Origin of the sequence: Billgrantia saliphila, from assembly GCF_002930105.1 — a bacterium.
Classification (GTDB): Bacteria; Pseudomonadota; Gammaproteobacteria; order Pseudomonadales; family Halomonadaceae; genus Halomonas; species Halomonas saliphila.
In genome coordinates this window covers 1-22,335 of sequence record NZ_PJRN01000008.1, presented here as the reverse complement: position 1 = coordinate 22,335, position 22,335 = coordinate 1, and the positions used below count along the sequence as shown (strand labels likewise).

Here is a 22,335-nt window from a genome sequence, read left to right as displayed (position 1 = left end):
TTTGCGTGCAGCGGCAGGATTCAGTCGCGGTAGGCCTCGATGCTGGGGCAGGAGCAGATCAGTTGCCGGTCACCGAAGACGTTGTCGACGCGATTCACCGCCGGCCAGTATTTCGCGGCCTTGACGGCATCCGAGGGGAATGCGCCGATTTCGCGAGGGTAGGGGCGCTCCCAGGCCGGGTCCATGAGGTCGGCCATGGTATGGGGCGCGTTGATCAGCGGGTTGTCGTCGGCCGGCCATTCGCCGCGCTCGACACGGGCGATCTCCTCGCGGATCGCGATCATGGCGTCGCAGAAGCGATCGATCTCGTAGCGCGACTCCGATTCGGTGGGCTCCACCATCAGCGTGCCGGGCACCGGGAAGGACATGGTCGGCGCATGGAAGCCATAGTCCATCAGGCGCTTGGCGATATCCTCCTCGCTAATGCCCGAAGCGGCTTTCAAGGGGCGAATGTCGATGATGCATTCGTGCGCCACGGTGTCGTTCACGCCGCGGTAGAGGACCGGATAATGGTCCTCGAGGCGCTTGGCGATGTAATTGGCATTGAGAATGGCGAGCTCGGTCGCCTGGCGTAGCCCGCGGGCGCCCATCATCTTGATATAGGCCCAGGAGATCGGCAGGATCGAGGCGCTGCCATAGGCGGCGGCCGAGACGGCGCCACACTCTTCTTTCACCCCGGGAATCGGCGTGACCACGTGATTGGCGACATAGGGGGCCAGATGCTCCTTGACGCCGATCGGGCCCATGCCCGGGCCACCGCCGCCGTGCGGAATGCAGAAGGTCTTGTGCAGGTTGAGGTGGCTGACATCGCCGCCGAAGTCGCCGGGGCGGCTCAGGCCGACCTGGGCGTTCATGTTGGCGCCGTCGATGTACACCTGGCCACCATGGCGATGCACGATGGTGCACGCCTCGCGGATACCCTCCTCGAACACGCCATGGGTCGAGGGGTAGGTGAGCATGATCGCCGAGAGCGCCTCGCTGTGCTGCTCGGCCTTGGCGCGCAGGTCGTCGAGATCGATATTGCCGTTGCTGTCGCACTCCACCACGACCACCTTCATTTGCGCCATGGCGGCGGAGGCGGGGTTAGTGCCGTGGGCGGAGCTCGGGATCAGGCACACGTCGCGGTGGCCTTCGCCCTGGGCCGCCTGGTAGCGGCGAATCGCCACCAGACCGGCGTACTCGCCCTGAGCGCCGGAGTTGGGCTGCATCGAGATGTGGTCATACCCGGTGATCTCGACTAGGAAGGCGGCCAGCTCGTCGATCATCTGCTTATAGCCGGTGGCCTGCTCCTGCGGGGCGAACGGATGCAACTGACCGAATTCGGGCCAGGTCACGGGAATCATCTCGCTGGTGGCGTTGAGCTTCATGGTGCACGAGCCCAGCGGAATCATCGCGTGCGTGAGCGAGAGATCCTTGTTCTCCAGGCGCTTGAGATAGCGCAGCATTTCGGTCTCGCTGCGGAAGCGCTGGAAGGTCGGGTGGGTGAGGAACGCCGTCTCGCGGCGGCAGGCGGCGGGTATGCCGCTGATACCCTCGGTCGCGATCCGCTCGTCCAGGGTACTGACCGACAACCCGTGCTCTTCGCCGAGCAGCACGTCGAACAGGACGTCGACATCGTGGGCGGTGGTGGTCTCGTCGAGGCTGACGCCGATGTCGCCGTCGGCGAAGTAGCGCAGGTTGATCTCGTGGGTCATGGCCCGACCCAGGACCTTGCCGGCATCGATACCGGTCAGGCGCAGGGTGTCGAACCAGCTGTCGTGTACCAAGGCCACGCCCTTGGCCTTGAGGCCTTCGGCAAGGATCGTGGTCAGACGGTGAATGCGGGTGGCGATAGTGGTGAGGCCCTCGGCACCGTGATAGACGGCGTAGAAGGCCGCCATGTTGGCCAGCAACGCCTGGGCGGTGCAGATGTTCGAGGTGGCCTTCTCGCGGCGGATGTGCTGCTCGCGGGTCTGCATGGCCATGCGCAGGGCGGTGTTGCCGCGGCTATCCTTGGACACGCCGATGATGCGACCCGGAATCGATCGCTTGAGCTTGTCGGTGGTGGCGAAGTAGGCGGCATGCGGGCCGCCGTAGCCCATGGGCACGCCGAAGCGCTGGGTGTTGCCGACGACGATGTCGGCGCCCAGCGCCCCCGGTTCCTTGAGCAGCACCAGGCTCATGATATCGGCGGCCACGCAGGTCATGATGCCCTTATTGCGAGCCGTGGCGAGCAGCGGAGCCAGGTCCGCGACCCGGCCGCTCTCGCCGGGGTATTGCAGCAGGGCGCCGAAGACATCGTGATCGGCCAGGGTGTCGGCCGGCGCCACGATCAGTTCGAAGCCGAAGTAGTGGGCACGTGTGCGCACCACGTCGAGCGTCTGCGGCAGCACGTCGTCGGCGACGAAGAAGGCCAGGCTCTTCGACTTCTTATTGGCACGCTGGCACAGCGCCATGGCCTCGGCGGCGGCGGTCGCCTCGTCGAGCAGCGAAGCGTTGGCCAGCTCCATGCCGGTGAGGTCCATCACCATCTGCTGAAAATTGAGCAGCCCTTCCAGCCGACCCTGGGAGATTTCCGGCTGGTAGGGGGTATAGGCGGTGTACCAGCCCGGGTTTTCCAGCACGTTGCGCTGGATCACGGCCGGCACGTGAGTGTTGAAATAGCCCTGACCGATATAGGTCTTGAAGACTTTGTTCTGGCGGGCCAGGCGCTTCAGGTAGTCGAGCGCCTCGGCCTCGCTGCGCGGCGGGTCCAGATCGAGCTCACGGCTGAGGCGAATATCGGCCGGCACCGTGCGCTCGACCAGTGTGTCGAGGCTGTCCATGCCCAGCGCCGCCAGCATGGCGGCAACGTCGTCGGTTCCGGGGCCGTTGTGGCGGCGGATGAAGGCGTCGTGATCGGCCAGTTCGGCCAGGCGGCGGTTGTCGATAGCCATGGAGAACCTTGTGCGGTATGTCGGAGGAGCCCGGCCAGCGGAGTGGCCGGGATAAGGTCAATTCGGTTCAGGACTCGCTGTCGACGATGGCCTGGTAGGCATCGGCATCGAGCAGTGCCTCGACGGCGGCGGCATCGTCGACGCGCACCTTCATGATCCAGCCACCCTCATAGGGGGCTTCGTTGACGGTCTCGGGTGCATCTTCTAGCGCTTCGTTGACTTCGACAATTTCACCCGCCAGCGGGGCATATAGGTCGGAAGCGGCCTTTACCGATTCGATGACACCGAACTCTTCGCCCTTGGCCAGGGTGCGTCCCACCTCGGGAAGCTCGACGAACACCACGTCGCCGAGGGCTTCTTGAGCATGGTCGGTAATGCCGATGGTGACGGTGCCGTCGCCGTTGTCCAGCACCCATTCGTGGCTGTCGTTATAGCGCAGGTTGGCGGGAATCGAGCTCATGGTGTTTTCCTATACGAAAAAGGTTTTCTGACTGGGCGAATGCTAACGCCATTGATGGCATTTGGCGAGCCCGACAGCACGGTTTCGCAAGCGTTATCGGCCTCTGCCTGAACAGCGTGGCGCGTGTTTTAGCATACGTCCAGCCTTCGCGCCGAGAGGAGCGACATACCTTGGCGCCAGTACCGTCGCGGCATTCGACAGGTTTGGCCTGGCTCACTAATCTGTAGGGGCCATGACCGCCAGAGACGGGCGATGCGCCATTGTTTCCAATACGAAACCCGCGGTACGCTAGCGCCAGATCGAGCGTTGGCCGCCCATCCCTGGAAAGCATTTCGACGGACTAGTGTATTCCTGGCTTTTTCCGCTATGGTACGCCGGATTGCATTGTCGATCGTTCGCGCATGCCGCCGTACGTCATATGAAAGCTCTGCTGTGGTTCGGTTGACCGCATGCAGTGGCCAAGGCAGCCAAAACGGTGGGCGGGATGCGTGGCCATCGATCGTGGGGCCGATAAGAATCCATACAAATCGCCAATAACAGAGGGAAACGTTCGTGGAAACCTTGAATTCGATATTCACAGCGATCAACGGGGTCGTTTGGGGGCCGTTGATGCTCATCCTGCTGCTGGGGGTGGGCCTGTATCTGCAGCTCGGACTGAAGCTGATGCCCATCCGCAAATTGGGCACCGGCTTCAGGCTGATGTGGGCGGGGCGCGACAGGAAGCCTTCGCCCGACACGGCCAAGGCGGCCGTTGACGAAGGGGAAATCTCGCCGTTCAACGCCCTGATGACGGCGCTCTCCGCCACTATCGGAACCGGCAATATTGCAGGTGTCGCCACCGCTATCGCGCTCGGTGGGCCCGGGGCGGTGTTCTGGATGTGGATTACGGCCCTGGTGGGCATGGCGACCAAGTTCGCCGAGGCGGTACTGGCGGTGCGTTTTCGTGAAACCGACAGCACCGGCTACCACGTCGGTGGTCCGATGTTCTACATCAAGAACGGCCTGGGCCGGAAATGGCTGTGGTTGGGTGGCGCCTTCGCTTTCTTCGGCGCGGTTGCGGCCTTCGGCATCGGTAACACGGTACAGTCCAACTCGGTGGCCGATGCCCTCGCTTCTACCTTCGGTCTGCCGCACTGGATCACCGGCGTTGTGATCATGGTGCTTGCCGGTGCGGTGATCTTGGGCGGTATCAAACGCATCGCCAAGGTGGCCGGCAAGCTGGTACCGATCATGGGGATCGCCTATGTCATCGCCGGGGTCGTTGTACTCGCCATCAATGCCGGCCAGCTCGGCGAGGCGTTCAGCATGATCTTCTATTACGCCTTCAACCCGCACGCGGCCATGGGCGGTTTCGCCGGCGCGGCGGTGATGGCGGCGATTCGCTTCGGCGTGGCGCGCGGCATCTTCTCCAACGAGGCGGGGTTGGGCAGCGCGCCCATCGCCCACGCCGCGGCGCAGACCAAGAACCCGGTGCGCCAAGGGCTGATTGCCATGCTCGGGACCTTCATCGACACCATCATCGTCTGCTCCATCACCGCCCTGGTCATACTGACCGCAGGTGTCTGGGAGACCGGCGAGGCGGGGGCATCGCTGACAGCGCTCTCCTTCGATGAAGCCCTGCCGGGCATGGGCAACCAGATCGTCTCCCTGGCGCTGGCCGTGTTTGCCTTCACGACCATCCTGGGCTGGTCCTTCTACGGCGAGAAGTGCTTCCAGTTCCTGTTCGGCACCCGCTCGATCATGCTGTATCGCGTGCTGTTCGTGTTGGCCATCCCGCTGGGTGCCATGGCGCAACTGGGCTTCATCTGGCTGATGGCCGATACCTTCAACGCCATGATGGCGATTCCCAACCTGATCGCGCTGGCGCTGCTGTCGCCGGTGGTGTTCAAGCTGGCCCGAGACTACTTCGACGGCAAGGACATCCTGCCGGGCGAAGAGTTGGACCACGACAAGTCCTGAGGCTATCTGCCAGCCGAGAGGTGCCCTCAAGGGGCACCTCTCGTCGTTGATGGCCCTGCTACGAGAGTGATGACGTCATGAGTAACCTCAAGCACACCCCCCTTCATGCCTTGCACCTGGAGCTGGGTGGAAAGATGGTGCCCTTTGCCGGCTACGAGATGCCGGTGCAGTATCCGCTCGGCGTGAAAAAGGAGCACGAGCATACCCGTACCGCCTGTGGCCTGTTCGACGTGTCGCACATGGGACAGATCCTGCTGCATGGTCCGAGTCCCGCCGAAGCGCTGGAGACCCTGGTATGCGCCGACATCGTCGGCCTGCCTCAGGGTATGCAGCGCTATGCGTTATTCACCGAGCATGAAGGTGGCATCCTCGACGATTTGATGGTGGCCAACCCTGGCGATCACCTTTACCTGGTGGTGAATGCGGCCTGCAAGGATCAGGACCAGGCCCTGTTGGAAATGGGGCTGGATAGCGAGCATGGAATCGAGGTGCTGGATCGCGGCCTGCTGGCGCTGCAGGGACCCAAGGCGGCGGACGTGATGCAGCGGCTGTGCCCCGAAGCCTGCGACATGGTCTTCATGCAGCATGGCCATTTCGAGATGGACGGTACTCCGGTATGGATCAGCCGCAGTGGTTATACCGGCGAGGATGGTTTCGAGATTTCGGTGCCGGCCGAGGCCGCTGAAGCGTTGGCCCGCCGCCTCTTGGCCGAGCAGGAAGTCGAGGCGATCGGCTTGGGCGCGCGCGATTCGTTGCGCCTGGAAGCAGGGCTGTGCCTCTACGGTCACGATATCGACACCGGGACCACGCCGGTCGAGGCGGGGTTGATCTGGGCCATCGGCAAGGCGCGGCGTCACGGCGGCGAGCGTTCGGCAGGGTTTCCCGGCGCCGACGTCATCCTGCATCAGGTCGATGCCAAGGATCATCATCGCAAGCGGGTCGGGCTGCTGGGTGAAGGCCGGGCCCCGGTGCGCGAAGGCGCCGAACTGTTCAACGAGGACGACAAGCGCATTGGCACGGTCACGTCGGGCGGTTTCGGTCCCAGCGTCGGCAAGCCGGTGGCGATGGGCTATGTCGATATCGAGTACGCTGCGATAGACACCACCGTGTACGCCGAGGTGCGCGGCAAGCGCCTGCCGATGACGGTGAGCAAGATGCCGTTCGTCGCACCGGGCTACTACCGCGGATAACGCGAATCTTTATACCGTTATCTACAAAGCCGCCATATCTCTCTGCTACGGTGCCTTGCCGTTTCGTCACTGCGCGTTGATATCCTCGTGCCGACAGGCGAAGCGGATGAGGCCGGCATTGCCTCATCCGCTCGCATCGACCTCAACGCATCATGGCGGCGTGGTCTTTCCAATAGCGACCCATGCTGCGTTCCTCGGTCAGATCGTAGAGGGTCGCGCGGCGCGCCAGTCGCGCACCGCCGTCTCGAGTGAGCGGGCTCCAGGCGACCTGGGCGCGCTGTCGTGTGGAGTGAACGAAGAAAGCGTCCAGCGGCAACGAGAGATAGATGCCCTTGTCGAAGCTGCCTTCGCCGAAGGCGTCGCCGGCATCGGTGAAGGTGGCCCAACCGCCAAGGCGGACGCCGGAGTCGAATTCGCGCGACACGTCGAAAGTCAGGCCCAGATCACCGGCCAAGTAACGACCGACGCTGACCTTGGCCAGCACGTCCTCGTAGTCGGTCTGCCAGTAGCCGGTGACGTGTCCGGTCCAGGTGCTGTAGTCGAGCAGGTCGAAGCGCTGGTCGAAATCGCGTTGCTTGACCCAGTTGATGTCCAGCCCCAGCGCGACGTCGCTGTTGAAGGGGCGGTAGAGCAGTTCCGCGCCGGCGCCGGCGAACATCGTCTCGAGCAAGCCGCCGTAACCCATGGCATACCAGTCATCACCCAGCCGTGAGGTGCGCGTGTACTGCAGGTTGCTGATCCCAATGTCCGTTTCGGCCAGGTAGTCGGCAATGCGCGTGCGCACCCGCGGCAGATCGGAGGGGCCGATGTAGCGGTACTTGTCGAGATTGTCGTCGAGGGTGTAGGTCAGCGTAGCCGCCAGCCAATCGTTGGCGCCGAGTCGGTACTCACCGTCGAGGCTGGCGGAGAGCCGGTAGAGATAGCCGTCCGGGCCGCCGAAGTTTTGCTCGAGCTGTGGTTGCAGGCTATAGACCAGCCCGTGCGGCGTGGCCTCGTGAAGGACCTCGCCCTCGGCTGGGAGCAGTGCGCCATGGGCGTAGATGCTGTGATGGTGCTGTGTGGAATTGGCGCTGGAGGTTGTCGCGGCGACCATGGCGTCGCGATCGTGAATGCTTTCCCGAAGTGCCATGCCGCGCTCGTGCCAGCGGAAGCGGAAGGTTTTCACCTCGTTGCCCAGGTTATTGTGCAGCAGGCGTCCGGCGCGCTGCTCACTCTCCGCCAGGGAGCGATAGCGGGTGGGTTCGCCCTCGACCGTCACACTCGTCCCCTCCTGGCGAAGCCGGTAGACGGCAATGCCGGCATTCTCGTCCAGTGCCCGCCCGAGTCCCGACCAATCGGCGGTGTGGCTGGCCGGGGCGGGCTCCAGCGCAACGGGAGACGGATCGCGCTTGGCCTGGGACAGCGTAGCCAGGTTGGTCGACATGCTGATACCTAGCATGGCGGTGTTGCCGCGCTGCCAGCCGGCTCTCAATTCTATGTTGTCGGTCAGGCGCAGGCGGGCGCCATAGTTGAGGCGCGATGATTGCTCTTGATGGTTGCGCTGCGGCTCGTGCTGGTAGTCGTTACCTTCCAGTTCCACCTGGAGCACGAGGGGGTCCCAAGGCGTCTGGTACTCGATGCCGCCGAAGAGGGCAGTGCGTCCGCTGAATAAGCTGCCCAGATTGAAGTTGCCGCCGTCGCCTCCCGAGCTGAAGCCCGAGCGACGCTCGAAGCGTTCGTCCAGGCGGGCCAGCGGATTGGTGAAGTCTTCCTGATTGCCGAGGTAACCCCAGCCGATACCCAGCGTGACGTCGAAGTTATGCCAGCGTTTGTTGGCGACCAGGTACTCGCCGGAGAACAGTCCGGTACCGCCGATGTCGCGAGTTCCCACGGCGATCTGCGGCCAATGGCGGCTCTCCTCGCGCAGGCGCAGCTTGAGGTCGATGCCCTTATCGAGGTTGTTGCGATCGCCGGTGGCGGCCAGGTAGCGTCGGTTCTCCACTTCGACGTAGCGAAAGCCCGTCTCCAGCCACTCGGTGGGTTGAAAGAACACGCTGTAACGGCGATAGGGTTCGGTGCGCGACATCGAGAACGCAAAGCCGCCGAGTGGCGCCATGCGGGCGGAGGGGGTCTGCATCAGACCCACGCCACCGAAGTCTCCCTGCCCTTGGCCGAGCCGGGGTTGGCTCGGGTCGGCCAGGGTGGCGCCGGGCGCGGCCAAGAAGGTAGCCAGAGCCAGCGGGGCCAGGCGTACTGGCTGGATGACGGAGCGGGTCATGTACCCATCTCCTCGGGTGCGGCGGGCTCTGCTGAAGACTCTTCCACGGAAGCTGAGGGCTCCGGGCCTTTCGCAGGGGTGAGGGCGCTGCAGGTGTCGCCAGGGAGTCGGGTGGCCAGGAAGTTTGGTAGCGTACGGTTGACCCAGTCTGCTTCCTGTACCGCACCGGGCAGGGTCAGGACGATGCGACTGCCGGCCACCAAGGGGGCGTCGCCGGCATTCCATGCCGCAATGCCGATACGCCGGGGAGCGCCCTGTGGCGTGATCAACCAGGCGTACTCGGCGGCGGCCCAGTCTGCACGCGGACGCTGCCGTATCAGCGCTTGCAGGGTGAGGTTCGGCGACCAGCGCTGCCGGATCACGCCGCCGAAGTGCCAAAGTTCCACCCAGTCGGGTACGGCGCAGTGACCTATCTCGGCCAGCGAGGTCAAGGTTGGGTCGTGACGCGGCGAGGCGAGCAGGGCGGCGAGATCGGCCCTGGCTGGCGTTCTGCCTGTCCGCTCGCGGTGCAGGGCAACAGCGTGTTGCCATTGTTTCAGGCCGTTGGCCATCGCGGTGCGCCCATCGAGCGTATTCCAGTCGATGAGAGTGGCCAGCTCTTCCTGCAGGCGGATGCCTTGTCGCTGCTGCGGCAGGCGATCACGCTCCAGCAGGTAATAGCTATAGGCGGGTGCCTCGGGGAGCGCCGGTTGCTCGAGCCAGAAGCCGGATAGCCTGGCATCGTCGGCGAGAGTCGACAGGGGCAGGCCGACAATCAGCAGCAAAGCCCCCAGGCCAGGCAGCCTTGGGGCGCAGGCGAAAGGGTGGTGACGGTGAATCATTCTCGTTCTCTATATCAGGGTCTGGCGCATCGTGACGGATGTCATTCCTCGACGCGCCCTGGATCCTCGGCATCGCTCCACCAGGGTCTTGCCACCTGCCACTGCAGGCGGTGGCCGTCCGGCCAGAGCGTCATGTCACCCCCCCAGATCCGCAGACTGCCGGGCTCACGCCAGAACATCCCGCGGCTGTGCGTATTGCTCTCCTCCCAATCGAGCCGCTCGGTACATCGCTGCAGGGCGAGCTCGATCAATGGCAGGTCGACGGGGCGGGCCGCTTCGCAGGAGAGCGTCGCGACCGCCACGTCCTGATGTTCCTGTCCGCTGGCGTCTTGCCAGTGCGCGTGCACCCGATATCGGGACTCCGTCTCGTAGCGGGTGGACCAGCGACCCAGCAGTACCTCTTCGAAGCCGGCAGTGCTGGCCGGTAGGCCATCTCGCAGCTGCAGCGTGGTGTAATCTCCGGCCTGCCAATAGGTGTCGCGCCCACGCTCCCCGGTGCGGTGCGCCATGATCATCAACGCCTGATTGCCCTCGCTCTCAACGACCAGAGAAGCGTAGGGCAGCGCCTCGGCCTGCTGGGCGAGATCGACTCCGGGCCCATCGCCCAGAAGCGTTGCGCCCAGCGGCGTCAAACCTCCTCCCTGAGCGCAGGCGGTCAAGGTAGTCGCTATACCGGTCATCAGCAGAAGGCGTCGAAGCAGGACCGCCTTGCGGCGGCCCTGGATCGGTACACGCGATTCGCTGCACCGTCTGTGGTGATTCATCAACGTGTCCCGGTGCCGGTACCCGTTCCTGTACCCGTTCCGGTACCGGTTGCCCCGACCGCCACGCCGATGCCGGCGGCTCCACGATTCACCGCTCCGGCCAGGGCCTGGCCGGAACTGCCCGGTGCTTCGCCGGCTGCGCCGCGGCCGGCGGCCAGCCCGCCGCCCGCAACGTCCCCGGGGGCCGGCGTGTTGGCGGAGTTGCCGGGGGCTCCCTGGCTGCCCTGAGCGGGAGCGGCTTGTTGGGCCAGCGCCAGAGGCGCCAGGCCCAGCAATGCCACGCCCGCCAGGACGGCCACGCGTCGTCGAAACTTCCTGTAGTCGATCATTTCACTATTACTCCTGTGTTGCGCCGGACACTCCGGCGGGGCGAGTGGCCGGGTAGTGCATCCCGATAATGTGACGACGGATAGACTACCCGGCCGACCTGCCGTGGCAGGCCAAGTTGGCAGGCTCGCACGGGAAATAGCCCATGATATGTGAACGTCATAAGTATTTGTTATTCAGACGTTGAAGTTGATACACCATTTGGTGAGTATATAAAAGAAACTGATGTTATGTGACCTTATCTGAGCGTATTTAAGTGTAAAAAAATGTATAAACTTAAATCCAAGGGGGTGACATGGCAGCAAAAGTCATTATGCTAGCTGCCAGCCACCTAAAGCTTTTTCACGGATGGGAAAAGCTCGCCTCGTCTCTTCCTTTGAATTCAACGTCGCCGCTCGATTCCGGTCGGGTGTGTGTATGTGTCTGATAAATATGTTTTTTTATGGTCCTCGGGAATGGCCAGTGAACCTCGTGGCGGTAGCGTGCCCAGCGATTGCGAGATCTCGGTTCCGGCCGGTGGCGAGAAATAAAGAATGATTCGGATCTGCCTGAAGTGAGGTTGAGTGTCGAAAAGAAGCGACAGGCTTGAAACGATTATGTCGCCATTCGCCTACAGGAATGTCTTTTAATGGTGTCAGGCTTCGAAACTAGACGAGTGAGTTTGTTAAATAACGGTTTCTCACTGTGTCACTGACTGGCGACATTAATGGGGATTATTGGCGACAGTGGCGACTTAAAACAACGACGTTTAATGACTAATAAAAGAGGCAGGGCATTCTCAAGTTGGTAATGACCACGCGAGTAAAAAGTCGATGAACGAGTATTTCACGCGGCCGCGATTGGGTCGGGCCCTATTGATGTTGGGGGTTTTCACCATGGGCGGGTGCGCCTTCGCCCCTGGCGGGCATATCGATTATCAAACGGATTCGGCACCGATCGATGATCTGGTCGACATCGAGCCCATCACTTTCGGACTGGTGCGCGCCCAGCGCCAGGAAGCGCTGGGCCCGGAGGATATCGCCACGGTCAGTGAGACGCGGCGCGACGACATCGGCAACTACGACTATCGCATCGGCAAGGGCGACGTGCTCAGCGTCATCGTCTATGGCCATCCCGAGTTGACGATCCCCGCCGGGGGCGAGCGCAGCGCCGCGGAATCGGGCAATACCGTCCATAGCGACGGCACCATCTTCTACCCCTTCATCGGACGCATCGATGTGGCGGGGCACACGGTGCGGGAAGTGCGGGACACCATCGCCCAAGGGCTCGAGCCCTATGTCGCCATGCCCCAGGTCGAAGTCCATGTCGCCCAGTACAACTCGCAGAAGGTCAACATTACCGGTGCGGTCGAGGAACCCGGACCGTTGCCCATTCAGAACGTGCCGCTGACCGTGCTCGATGCGATCAACCTCTCGGGCGGTCTGGCCGACAACGCCAACTGGCACGACATCATCCTGACACGGGACGGTGAGGAGATGCGGCTGTCGCTGCACGACATGCTCAATCGCGGGCGGCTCGATCAGAACCAGCTGTTGCGCGATGGCGATATATTGCACGTGCCCGACAACAGCAACCAGAAGGTCTACGTAATGGGTGAGGTGCGCGAACCCCGAAGCCTGCCGATGGGGGCGAGCCGCCTGACGCTCACCGATGCGCTCTCGGAGGCCGGTGGTATCAACGAGAGCAATGCCGATGCATCGGGCATCTTCGTCCTGCGGCAGGCACCGGAAGACAGCGGCAAGTTGGCCACCGTCTATCAGCTCGATGCTCGCAATGCCGCAGCGCTAATGCTCGGCGCGGAATTCCCCCTGCAGCCGACCGACGTGGTCTATGTGACCACCACGCCACTGGGTCGTTGGAATCGCGTGGTGCGCCAGTTGCTTCCCACCGTCAGCAGTGTCTACCAGACCACGCGTACCGGGCGTGAGCTGGAAGATCTAAGGGGGGAGTGATGTTCCACAAAATCCTGGTGGTGTGCACCGGCAACATCTGCCGCAGCCCGGTCGGCGAGGCGCTGTTAAGGCAGGCGCTTCCCGGTCATCGCATCGCGTCGGCCGGCCTGGGAGCCCTGGTCGGGCATGCCGCGGAACCCACGGCAGCGCGTCTGGCCGAGGCGGAGGGGCTTGATCTGTCCGCCCATCGCGCCCGTCAGATCGATGCTGACATGGTCAGGGAAGCCGACCTGCTGCTGGTCATGAGCGAAGGTCAACGCCTCGCCATCGCCGAACGCTTCCCCTACGCCACAGGCAAGGTCATGCGCTTCGGGCGCTGGTTGACGAATGGCCAGGAGCAAGGCGCGGACATACCCGATCCCTATCGCAGGAACGAAGAGGTCTTTGTGCGCGTGCATCGTCAGCTGAGCGAGGCGGCCCGCCTCTGGCAGGCCCGTCTCGGAAGCGCAAGACGCTGACGCAATCGATCCCACCCTTTACACCAGGATTTTTACCAATGGTGAAAGAGATCAAGACGAGCTCACGCCCAGGCCACGACGATATCGACCTGGGGAGGCTGTTCGGCGTCCTGCTGGATAACAAGTGGTTGATTCTCCTGGTCACGGCAACTTTCGCCGTGGCCGCAGTGATACACGTGCAGCTGGCAACGCCGATCTACCGTGCCGATGCGCTGGTCCAGGTGGAAGGCAAGACCGGGCTGAACAACCCACTGGCCGAGGTGCGCTCCCTTCTCAGCGAGGAACCCAAGGCCGACGCCGAACTGGAAATCCTGCGCTCGCGCATGGTGCTCGGCCAGGCCGTCGACCAGGAACGACTCGACATCGTCGTGGTCCCGACCCGTCTCGCCCTGGTCGGTGACTTCCTGGTGCGCAGCGGCATGGGGCGGCCCGATTTCGCTCGGCGCAGCGTCTGGGCCGGGGAGTACCTCAACATCGGCGAGTTCCACGTCGATCCGACATGGCTAGGCCGTGCGTTGCGGCTGGTGGCCGGCCCATCGGGAACTTACCGGCTCTACCACGACGACACGCTATTGGGAGAAGGGCGGGTAGGCGTGACGGAGCGGTTCGATGAAGGACGGATAGATCTACGCGTGGTCGAGCTCGAGGCGGGCGATGGGGCTGAGTTCACCGTGGTGCGGCGAACCCGCCTGGCGGCGATCAATCATCTGCGCTCACGTTTCAGTGTCGCCCAGCGCGGCCGCGACAGCGGCGTGTTCAATATGACCCTGCTGGATGAGGACCCCCGTCGAGCCGCACGAACCCTGAGCGCCATCACACAGATTTACCTGACCCAGAACGTCGAACGCCAGAGCGCCGAGGCGGAGCAGAGCCTGGAGTTCCTCGAGACTCAGGTGCCACAGGTGCGCAGCGACCTCGCCGCCGCCGAGAATGCGTTGAATGCCTATCGCATGCAGCACGAGAGCGTGGACCTGTCCCTCGAGACGCGCTCGGTGCTCGATAGCGTAGTGGAAATCGACGCTCGCCTCAGTGAACTGGAGATGGAGCAGGCCGAGCTGACACGTCGCTACAACCCTTCGCATCCCCTCTATGCCGCCCTGATGGAAAAGCGCCATAGCCTCGAGCGGGACCGTGAGCGGCTCAATGAACGCATCCAGTCCCTGCCCGAGACTCAGCAGCAAGTGCTGCGCATGTCGCGCGACGTGGAAGTGACCCAGCAGGTCTACGTGCAGCTTCTCAACAAGATCCAGGAGATGAGCATCACCAAGGCCAGTACTGTCGGCAACGTGCGCATTCTCGACGATGCGGTGGCTCAGCCGGGGCCGGTGGAGCCGCGCAAGCCGGTCACCGTAGCCATGTTGACCCTGGTCGGCGCTTTCCTCGCCGTAGCCTTCGTGATCGTGCGCAGCATCCTCAACCGTGGGGTGGAGAGCGCCGAACAGATCGAGGACCTGGGCCTGCCGGTATACGCCACCGTGCCGCTCTCCGACGATCAGCAGAAGCTGGTGCGCCGGGTCAAGCGACGCAACCGTCGCCGCGGCCGTGAAGTGGCCTGTGGGGTTCTGGCGCAGAATGCGCCCGACGACACCGCGATCGAGGCGCTACGTGGTCTGCGTACCTCGCTGCACTTCGCCATGCTCGAAGCCAGCGACAACCGGCTGATGATCACCGGCCCGAGTCCGAACATCGGCAAGAGCTTCATCAGCGTCAACCTGGGCGCGGTCATTGCCCAGGGCGGACAGCGCGTGGTGATCCTCGATGCCGACATGCGCAAGGGGCACGTACATACCGCGTTCAACGCCGACAGCAAGGGTGGATTGTCTGAAGTGCTGGCCGACAAGGCCGAACTCGACGAGGTCATCCGTCAGTCGCCCATCAACGGGCTGAGCTATGTGGCGCGCGGCAAGGCACCGCCCAACCCCGCCGAGCTGCTCATGGGCGAGCGCTTCGCTCGTCTGCTCGAGGCGTTGAGCGAACGCTTCGATCTGGTCGTCGTCGATACGCCGCCGGTCCTCGCCGTGACCGATGCCGCCGTCGTCGGCCATCACTGCGGCACCACGCTGATGGTGGCCCGCTTTGGCCTCAACCCGCCACGCGAGATCGATGTCGCCATCCGTCGTCTGGAGGGCAGCGGCATCCAGGTCAAGGGCGGGATCCTCAATGCCATCGAGCGCAAGGCCGCCACCAGCTACGGCTATGGCTATTACCACTATGCCTACAAGACTACCCAGACCTGAGCGCTACCCAAGCGCGCGGGCCTTGTCCGCGCCTGCCTCGGCAGGCCGTTCCCTGGCGTGGAGCCGGCTATCCGCATCGCTACGCGCGGCATGGCGACACGTCGATCATAACCACTCGAAAACCATGGAAGCGTTATGACCACTATCAAAGATCGTCTGATTGGCCGGCTCGAGCGCAAGGATGCCGTGATCGGGATCGTCGGGCTTGGCTATGTGGGGCTGCCCCTGATGCTGCGTTATAGCGAGATCGGCTATCGCGTGCTGGGTATCGACATCGATGATGCGAAGGTCGACAAGCTCAACGCGGGCCGCAGCTATATCGAACACATCTCGCCCGAGAGAATCGCTCGCGCCTGCGATGCCGGCTTCGAGGCCACCAGCGACTTTTCGCGGGCGGCCGAAGTCGATGCCATCATTCTGTGCGTGCCGACCCCGCTCAACAAATATCGTGAGCCCGACATCAGCTTCGTCATCGGTACCGTGGACGCGCTCAAGACGCACCTGCGCGAAGGCCAGGTGATCTCGCTGGAGAGCACGACCTATCCGGGTACCACCGAAGAGGAGCTGCTGCCGCGGGTCGAGGAGGGCGGGCTCAAGGTCGGCGAGGAGCTGTTCCTGATCTACTCGCCGGAGCGCGAGGACCCGGGCAACCCCAACTTCGAGACCCACACCATTCCCAAGGTGGTGGGCGGGCATACCCCGGCCTGCCGCGACGTGGGAGTGGCGCTCTATCGCCCGGCCATCGACCAGGTGGTACCGCTGAGCTCGACCCGTGCGGCAGAGATGACCAAGCTGCTCGAAAACATCCATCGTGCGGTGAACATCGGTCTGGTCAACGAAATGAAGATCGTCGCCGACCGCATGGGAATCGATATCTTCGAGGTGGTCGATGCCGCCGCCACCAAGCCCTTCGGCTTCACGCCGTACTATCCCGGGCCGGGGCTGGGCGGTCACTGCATTCCGATCGATCCTTTCTATCTTACTTGGAAGGCTCGCGAATACGGCTTGCACACCCGCTTCATCGAGCTTTCCGGCGAGATCAACCAGGCCATGCCCGAGTATGTGGTCGGCAAGCTGATCGAGGGACTCAACCAGCAGGGGCGTCCGCTCAAGGGCAGCCGGATACTGGTGCTCGGCATCGCCTACAAGAAGAACGTCGACGACATGCGCGAGTCGCCCTCGGTTCACATCATGGAGTTGGTGCGCGACCGTGGGGGCGAAGTGGCCTACAGCGACCCGTATGTGCCGGTCTTCCCGCCCATGCGGGAGCATCACTTCGATCTCGAGAGCGTGCCGCTGACGCCTGCCACCCTGGCCGAGTACGACGCTGTGATCCTGGCGACCGACCACGACCGCTTCGATTACGACATGATCCACGCCCACGCCCGCTTGATCGTCGATACCCGTGGCATCTACCGCGGCGAGAGCGATGAACGAGTGATCAAGGCATGAACCAACAGCCAACCGGACGGAATGACGCCATGAAATACTTCGCCCTGATCGGTGCTGCCGGCTACATCGCTCCCCGGCACATGAAGGCCATCAAGGAGACCGGCAATCACCTGGCGATGGCCTACGACATCAACGACTCGGTGGGGATCATCGACTCGATCTCGCCCGAGAGCGAGTTCTACACTGATTTCGAGCGCTTCCTGGAGAGCGCCTGGCAGCGTAAGCGCGACCCCTATACCGCGCTCGATTACGTTTCTGTGTGCTCGCCCAATCACCTGCACCATGCCCACATCGCCGCGGGTCTGCGACTGGGCTGCAACGTGATCTGCGAGAAGCCGCTGGTGCCCACCCCGGCGCTGCTCGATGAGCTGGAGCGGGTCGAGCGGGAAACCGGTCGCCGCGTCTACAACATTCTCCAGTTGCGTCATCATCCGGCGATCGTCGAGCTCAAGGAGCGTGTGGCCGCCATGCCGCGCGACGACAAGTACGACGTCGAGCTCACCTACATCACCTCGCGCGGCAAGTGGTATCAGGAGAGCTGGAAGGGCGATCCGCGCAAGTCGTTCGGTGTGGCCACCAACATCGGAGTGCATTTCTTCGACATGCTGCACTTCGTGTTCGGCGAACTCGAGCGCAACGTCGTCCACTACGCTGATGACTATCGGGCAGCAGGCTACCTCGAGTACCGCAAGGCCCGGGTACGCTGGTTTCTATCGATCGACAGCGACGATCTCCCCAGCAGCGTCCAGGGGCAGCAGACCACCTATCGCTCGATCCTATGCGAGGGCCGCGAGATCGAGTTCTCGGGCGGTTTCACCGACCTGCACACCGTCTCCTATCAGGAGATCCTTGCCGGTCGTGGCTACGGTATCGCGAGTGCCCGCCACTGCATCGAAACGGTCGATACGATTCGCAACGCCACTCCCGAAATGCCGGCCCGCAACGAGGCACATCCCTGTCTCAAGAAGCACGCGATGTGAGGAAACGGCATGGATAATCAACCCACTGAAACCCGCTATCCCGGGGTCCGGATCCACCCCAGCGCCGTCGTCGACGATGGTGCCGAGATCGGCGAATCGTCGCGCGTCTGGCACTTCGTCCACGTCTGCGGTGGGGCTCGTATCGGTCGCGGCGTCTCGCTCGGGCAGAACGTCTTCGTCGGCAACCGTGTCGTGATCGGCGACCACTGCAAGGTGCAGAACAACGTGTCGGTCTACGATAACGTGACCCTGGAGACGGGGGTGTTCTGCGGTCCGAGCATGGTCTTCACCAACGTCTACAACCCGCGTTCCCTGGTCGAGCGCAAGGACGAATACCGCGACACTCTGGTACGTGAGGGTGCCACTCTCGGCGCCAACTGCACCATCGTCTGCGGCGTGACCATCGGTCGCTACGCCTTCGTCGGCGCCGGCGCCGTGATCAACCGCGACGTGCCCGATCATGCGCTGATGCTTGGCGTGCCGGCCCGTCAGCACGGCTGGATGAGCCGGCATGGCGAGCGCCTTGACCTGCCGGTGGAGGGCGAGGGCGAAGCGATCTGTGCGCAGACCGGGGATCGCTATCGGCTCGAGGGAAACCGGCTCGTCTGCCATCCCGCGCAAGAAGCACCCACTCCCGCTGCCAAGGATAAACAGCGCATGGATTTCATCGATCTCAAGGCTCAGCAGGAGCGGATCCGCGAGCGAGTCAACGTCGGCATCCGCAACGTGTTGGAGCACGGCAAGTACATCCTGGGGCCGGAAGTGGACGAGCTCGAGGCGCGCCTGGCCGACTACGTGGGGGTGCGTCACTGCATCACCTGCGCCAACGGCACCGATGCGCTGCAGATCGCTCAGATGGCGCTGGGCATCGCGCCAGGCGACGAAGTCATCACGCCCGGCTTCACCTACATTGCCACCGCCGAGACCGTGGCGCTGCTCGGCGCGCGACCGGTCTACGTCGACATCGACCCGCGCACCTACCTGCTCGACCCGCAGAAGCTGGAGTCCGCGATCACGCCGCGCACCCGGGCCATCATCCCGGTGTCGCTCTACGGTCAGTGCGCCGACATGGACGCCATCAACGAGATCGCCGCGCGCCACGGCATTCCGGTCATCGAGGATGCGGCCCAGAGCTTCGGTGCCACCTATCGTGGCCGGCGTTCCTGCGGCCTGACGACCATCGCGACCACTTCGTTCTTCCCCAGCAAGCCGCTGGGATGCTACGGCGACGGTGGGGCACTGTTCACTGATGACGACGAGTTGGCCACGGTGCTGCGCCAGATCGCCCGCCACGGCCAGGGGCGGCGCTACTATCATGTCCGGATCGGTGTCAACAGCCGGCTGGATACGCTGCAGGCGGCCATTCTGCTGCCCAAGCTCGACATCCTCGATGAGGAATTGATGCTGCGCGAAAAGGTGGCCGAGCGCTATGGGCGACTGCTGCGGGCGCATGGTTTCGAGACACCGCATGTGGAGACGTACAACACCAGTGCCTATGCCCAGTACACAGTGGAGGTGGACGATCGCGAGGTGGTGATCGCGAAGCTGGCCGAAGCAGGCATCCCGACCGCGGTGCATTACCCGATTCCGCTCAACAAGCAGCCGGCGGTCGCCGACCCGTGTGTCGACCTGCCGGTGGGCAATGCGGCATCGCGTCGAGTGATCAGCTTGCCGATGCATCCCTACCTGTTGGCCGAGGATCAGGATCGGATCATCTCGGCGCTCAGGGAAGCCGTGGTCTGAAGCGCACGGTCAGGGAGAGACATCACGTGTTGAATCGGCTTGTGGTTCCGGCCCGGCGTTTATTGCCCACCCAGGCCTTCGCTCGCGGGGTGAGCGTCCTGGTGGGGGGGACTGCCAGCGCCCAGTTGCTGACGATTGCCGCGGCGCCGTTGTTGACTCGGCTCTACGCACCGGACGACTTCGGCCTGATGGCGGTATACGGCGCACTGCTGGCGCTGTTCACGGTAGTGGCCAGCGGCCGCTACCAACTGGCGATTCCGCTACCCGAGACGGAACGCGAGGCGGCCGAGGTGCTGGCCCTCGCCCTGACGATGGTGGCGCTGACTACCCTGGTTTCGCTGTTGATCGTGGCACTGGCCGGCCGAATGCTCGCTGAGGCGCTCGGGGTGCCGGCGCTGACGCCCTGGCTGTGGCTGTTGCCGCTGGGAGTGGCGCTGTCGGGTGGGTACCAGGTGGTCAGTCACTGGTCGGTGAGAACCCGTGCCTTCCCGGCAATTGCCGCCACCCGGATCAAGCAGTCGCTGGCGCAGCTAACGGTCCAACTCGTCGCCAATCCGCTCGGCGGCGGCGGCCTGCTGCTCGGTTACGCCGCCGGGCAGGGTGCCGGTACGCTGGGCCTGGCGCGACCGGCGCTACGCGCCGTCATCGCGCACCGGGTCGGGCTGAGCGGGATGTGGGCCGTGGCGCTTCGCTATCGCAAGTTTCCGCTGTTCTCCACTTGGTCGGGGCTGTTCAATACCTTGGGCAAGCAGCTGCCGCCACTGCTTTTCGCGGCTCTGTTCAGCCCCGTTGCGGCCGGCCTCTACGCGCTGGCGCACCGGGTGCTGGCGATGCCGATGACACTAATCGGCGAGGCGGTGGGCAAGGTGTTTCTGTCCAGCGCCGCCGAGGCGCATCGCCGCGGCGAGCTCGGCTCGCTGGTGGCCAGGGTCCACGATGCGCTGGCGCAGATCGCCATGCCGGTGGCCATTCTGCTGGCGGTCGTTGGTCCGGACCTGTTCGCGCTGGCCTTCGGCGAGCGCTGGCGGGAAGCCGGCGACTTCGCGCGCTGGATGGCACCCTGGCTCTATCTGGTGTTCATCACGGCGCCGCTCAGTCATCTCTTCGCGGTGCTCGAACGGCAGGGGCAGGGCTTGGTCTTCCAGATGCTGATGCTCAGCGTGCGAATAGCGGCGATCGCCATCGGCGCCATGCTGGATGATCTCATGCTCACCGTGGCGCTCTACTCGCTGGGAAGCGCCGTCTGCTGGGGCGGCTTTCTGGCCTGGATTGCCCGGCTGACCGGCCATTCACCGCTCTTCCTGGCGACCTCGACACTATCGGCACTGGCCTGGAGCCTGCTGTTACTGGCACCGCTGATCATCGCCGAATGGCTGGTGCCGATGCCGACCTGGTCGCTGCGACTCGCCGCGTTGATGCTGAGCGGCGCCCTGGTGGGCGCGCGCTACTTCTTCCTGTTTCGAAAGGCCTACTCATGAGTGGGGCAACTCGCCGCCAAGCTTTTCCTCGACGCCAAGCTTTTTCTCGAGAGGTTTCCTGAGCCATGAGCAACAACGCACCGGGTCGATACCTGCGCGTCGCCGTCGAAGCGGCAGGGCTGATCGGCCGAAATCTACGCCGAGTTCGCCGGTTTACTCCCGTGCCGCTGCGTTGCCATGAGGCGTATCGGCTGTGCGCCATGCGACGTATCCACTTGAATGGCGCCCTGGCACTCTACGCCGAGCTGCACGAAGGGCGACCGCTGGACCTGCCGAGGCGTCTGCTGTACCGGCTCGCCGGGGACCGGCTCGGAGTGGTGGCCCTGGATGTCGAAGGCCGCGTGGTGGGGGCCGCCTTCTATGGTTTCAACCGCCGCGATCTGCGTGAAGGGCGGGTGCACTCGAACTTCAGCGGCGTACTGCCGGAGCATCGCGGAAGGGGGCTGGCCACCGAGCTGAGGCGCAGCGGCATTCTGCATTTTCGCGCCAACGGGGTGCGCGGCTATTCCGCGCGGATCACCGCAGACAACGTGGCATCGCTCAAGCCCAGCCTGAAGCTCGGTTTTCGCATCGTCGAACGATACCAAGAGCCGGGCAGCGGTGAAGAGCGCTACTACCTGGTCTGCGATTTCGATAGCGACTATCGCGAGGCCGAGAATGACGAACACCCGAACTCACATCCAGCGCCGCTTCTCTCCACGACGCCGCAAAGGAATGCCGCGCCATGATGATTGATCCGCTTTTCCATCCCGGATGGATTCGCTTCAACGAGCAGCGTTGGGGGCTCGAGGCCGAGCCGCTGATCCTGACGCCCGAGAAGGGCGATGGCTGGCGACTGGAGACGGTGCTCTATCGCAACCGCCAGGGACGACTGGTGACGCCGCCACGCAATCCGCATCTGCCCATCGACTTTACCTGCGCCAGCGAGCGGCCCGCCTCGCGCAATCGGCGCAAGCGCCTGGCACTGACCCGGCTGGCCGAGCACCTGCAGGAATGCGAGTTCGGCGGCAGTCTCAGCCTCTCGTCGGTGGCGGACGACATCCGTCCGTTCGAGTGGGCCAACATGGCGGCACGGCCGCGCTTCACCTATCACCTCGACATCGCCACCCGGGACGACTGTATCGATCCCAATGCGCGCAAGAAGGCACGCAAATGCCGCCGGCTCGGCTATCTGTGTGAGGTCACCGAGGACTACGCCGCCGTGGCCGACTGCCTGGCGGGGCCCGAGGCGCGCAAGGGTTTCGACTACCGCCTCGATGCCGAGGAGCTCGCGCGGTTGGCCGACGGGATGGGCCCGGAGCACTTCGTCTGCTTCCTGGCGCGCAACGCGCAGGGCGAGGCA

Annotated in this window: 17 protein-coding genes and 1 pseudogene; 12 read left to right on the top strand and 6 right to left on the bottom strand. The window is 63.8% G+C overall.

Going from position 1 to position 22,335, the window contains the following annotated elements:
• Positions 1-20: 20 nt before the first annotated feature.
• Both gcvP and gcvH read right to left on the bottom strand, forming a co-directional pair.
• Entirely contained in the window at positions 21-2,915 is a 2,895-nt protein-coding gene (gene gcvP, locus CYJ07_RS10515) for an aminomethyl-transferring glycine dehydrogenase (RefSeq protein ID WP_104203658.1), read from the bottom strand.
• 67 nt (positions 2,916-2,982) lie between these two features.
• Positions 2,983-3,375, bottom strand: coding sequence for a glycine cleavage system protein GcvH (gene gcvH / locus CYJ07_RS10510; RefSeq protein ID WP_104203657.1), 393 nt, complete (start codon positions 3,373-3,375; stop codon positions 2,983-2,985).
• Positions 3,376-3,927: 552 nt separating this feature from the next.
• On the opposite strand from gcvH, the gene CYJ07_RS10505 reads away from it, so the two are divergent.
• Positions 3,928-5,334 (top strand): alanine/glycine:cation symporter family protein, encoded by a 1,407-nt coding sequence (locus tag CYJ07_RS10505; RefSeq protein ID WP_104203656.1) that lies wholly within the window; start codon positions 3,928-3,930, stop codon positions 5,332-5,334.
• A gap of 77 nt (positions 5,335-5,411) precedes the next feature.
• Positions 5,412-6,524 (top strand): glycine cleavage system aminomethyltransferase GcvT, encoded by a 1,113-nt coding sequence (gene gcvT / locus CYJ07_RS10500; protein WP_104203655.1) that lies wholly within the window; start codon positions 5,412-5,414, stop codon positions 6,522-6,524.
• Positions 6,525-6,666: 142 nt separating this feature from the next.
• Here the strand turns inward: gcvT and CYJ07_RS10495 are convergent, their stop codons facing one another.
• Genes CYJ07_RS10495 through CYJ07_RS10480 form a run of 4 tightly spaced genes read right to left on the bottom strand, consistent with a single transcriptional unit; the run spans position 6,667 to position 10,695 of the window.
• Positions 6,667-8,781, bottom strand: a complete 2,115-nt coding sequence (locus CYJ07_RS10495; RefSeq protein ID WP_104203654.1) for a YjbH domain-containing protein — start codon at positions 8,779-8,781, stop codon at positions 6,667-6,669.
• A complete protein-coding gene (locus CYJ07_RS10490) occupies positions 8,778-9,602 on the bottom strand; it encodes a capsule biosynthesis GfcC family protein (RefSeq protein WP_104203653.1) in 825 nt (274 codons plus the stop codon). Before CYJ07_RS10490 ends, CYJ07_RS10495 begins: the two co-directional genes overlap by 4 nt.
• Before the next feature lie 41 nt (positions 9,603-9,643).
• Positions 9,644-10,366 carry a YjbF family lipoprotein gene (locus CYJ07_RS10485; RefSeq protein ID WP_104203652.1) on the bottom strand — a complete coding sequence of 241 codons (723 nt, stop codon included), beginning with the start codon at positions 10,364-10,366 and terminating at the stop codon, positions 9,644-9,646.
• Positions 10,366-10,695: a hypothetical protein gene (locus tag CYJ07_RS10480; protein WP_104203651.1), complete on the bottom strand. Its 330-nt coding sequence runs from the start codon at positions 10,693-10,695 to the stop codon at positions 10,366-10,368. The genes CYJ07_RS10485 and CYJ07_RS10480 overlap by 1 nt, the downstream gene beginning before the upstream one ends.
• An 810-nt stretch (positions 10,696-11,505) precedes the next feature.
• On the opposite strand from CYJ07_RS10480, the gene CYJ07_RS10475 reads away from it, so the two are divergent.
• The 10 genes and pseudogenes from CYJ07_RS10475 to CYJ07_RS10435 form a co-directional block, all read left to right on the top strand.
• Positions 11,506-12,645 carry a polysaccharide export protein gene (locus CYJ07_RS10475; protein ID WP_104203650.1) on the top strand — a complete coding sequence of 380 codons (1,140 nt, stop codon included), beginning with the start codon at positions 11,506-11,508 and terminating at the stop codon, positions 12,643-12,645.
• On the top strand, positions 12,645-13,103 hold the full coding sequence (locus tag CYJ07_RS10470) for a low molecular weight protein-tyrosine-phosphatase (RefSeq protein WP_104203649.1): 459 nt from the start codon (positions 12,645-12,647) through the stop codon (positions 13,101-13,103). The genes CYJ07_RS10475 and CYJ07_RS10470 overlap by 1 nt, the downstream gene beginning before the upstream one ends.
• Before the next feature lie 38 nt (positions 13,104-13,141).
• On the top strand, positions 13,142-15,340 hold the full coding sequence (locus CYJ07_RS10465) for a polysaccharide biosynthesis tyrosine autokinase (RefSeq protein WP_104203648.1): 2,199 nt from the start codon (positions 13,142-13,144) through the stop codon (positions 15,338-15,340).
• A gap of 135 nt (positions 15,341-15,475) precedes the next feature.
• Entirely contained in the window at positions 15,476-16,792 is a 1,317-nt protein-coding gene (locus CYJ07_RS10460; protein ID WP_104203647.1) for a nucleotide sugar dehydrogenase, read from the top strand.
• A 29-nt stretch (positions 16,793-16,821) separates the two neighbouring features.
• Positions 16,822-17,772 carry a Gfo/Idh/MocA family oxidoreductase gene (locus CYJ07_RS10455; protein WP_104203646.1) on the top strand — a complete coding sequence of 317 codons (951 nt, stop codon included), beginning with the start codon at positions 16,822-16,824 and terminating at the stop codon, positions 17,770-17,772.
• A gap of 9 nt (positions 17,773-17,781) precedes the next feature.
• Positions 17,782-18,375 (top strand): annotated as a pseudogene (locus CYJ07_RS20455) (acyltransferase); the annotation flags it as partial.
• A 54-nt stretch (positions 18,376-18,429) separates the two neighbouring features.
• Positions 18,430-19,515, top strand: coding sequence for a DegT/DnrJ/EryC1/StrS family aminotransferase (locus tag CYJ07_RS20450; protein WP_197038328.1), 1,086 nt, complete (start codon positions 18,430-18,432; stop codon positions 19,513-19,515).
• 26 nt (positions 19,516-19,541) lie between these two features.
• Positions 19,542-20,993, top strand: a complete 1,452-nt coding sequence (locus CYJ07_RS10445) for a lipopolysaccharide biosynthesis protein (RefSeq protein WP_104203644.1) — start codon at positions 19,542-19,544, stop codon at positions 20,991-20,993.
• 65 nt (positions 20,994-21,058) lie between these two features.
• Positions 21,059-21,721, top strand: a complete 663-nt coding sequence (locus tag CYJ07_RS10440) for a GNAT family N-acetyltransferase (RefSeq protein WP_104203643.1) — start codon at positions 21,059-21,061, stop codon at positions 21,719-21,721.
• A partial coding sequence (locus CYJ07_RS10435; protein WP_104203642.1) for a GNAT family N-acetyltransferase occupies positions 21,718-22,335 on the top strand: 618 nt, incomplete at its 3' end. The genes CYJ07_RS10440 and CYJ07_RS10435, both read left to right, overlap by 4 nt.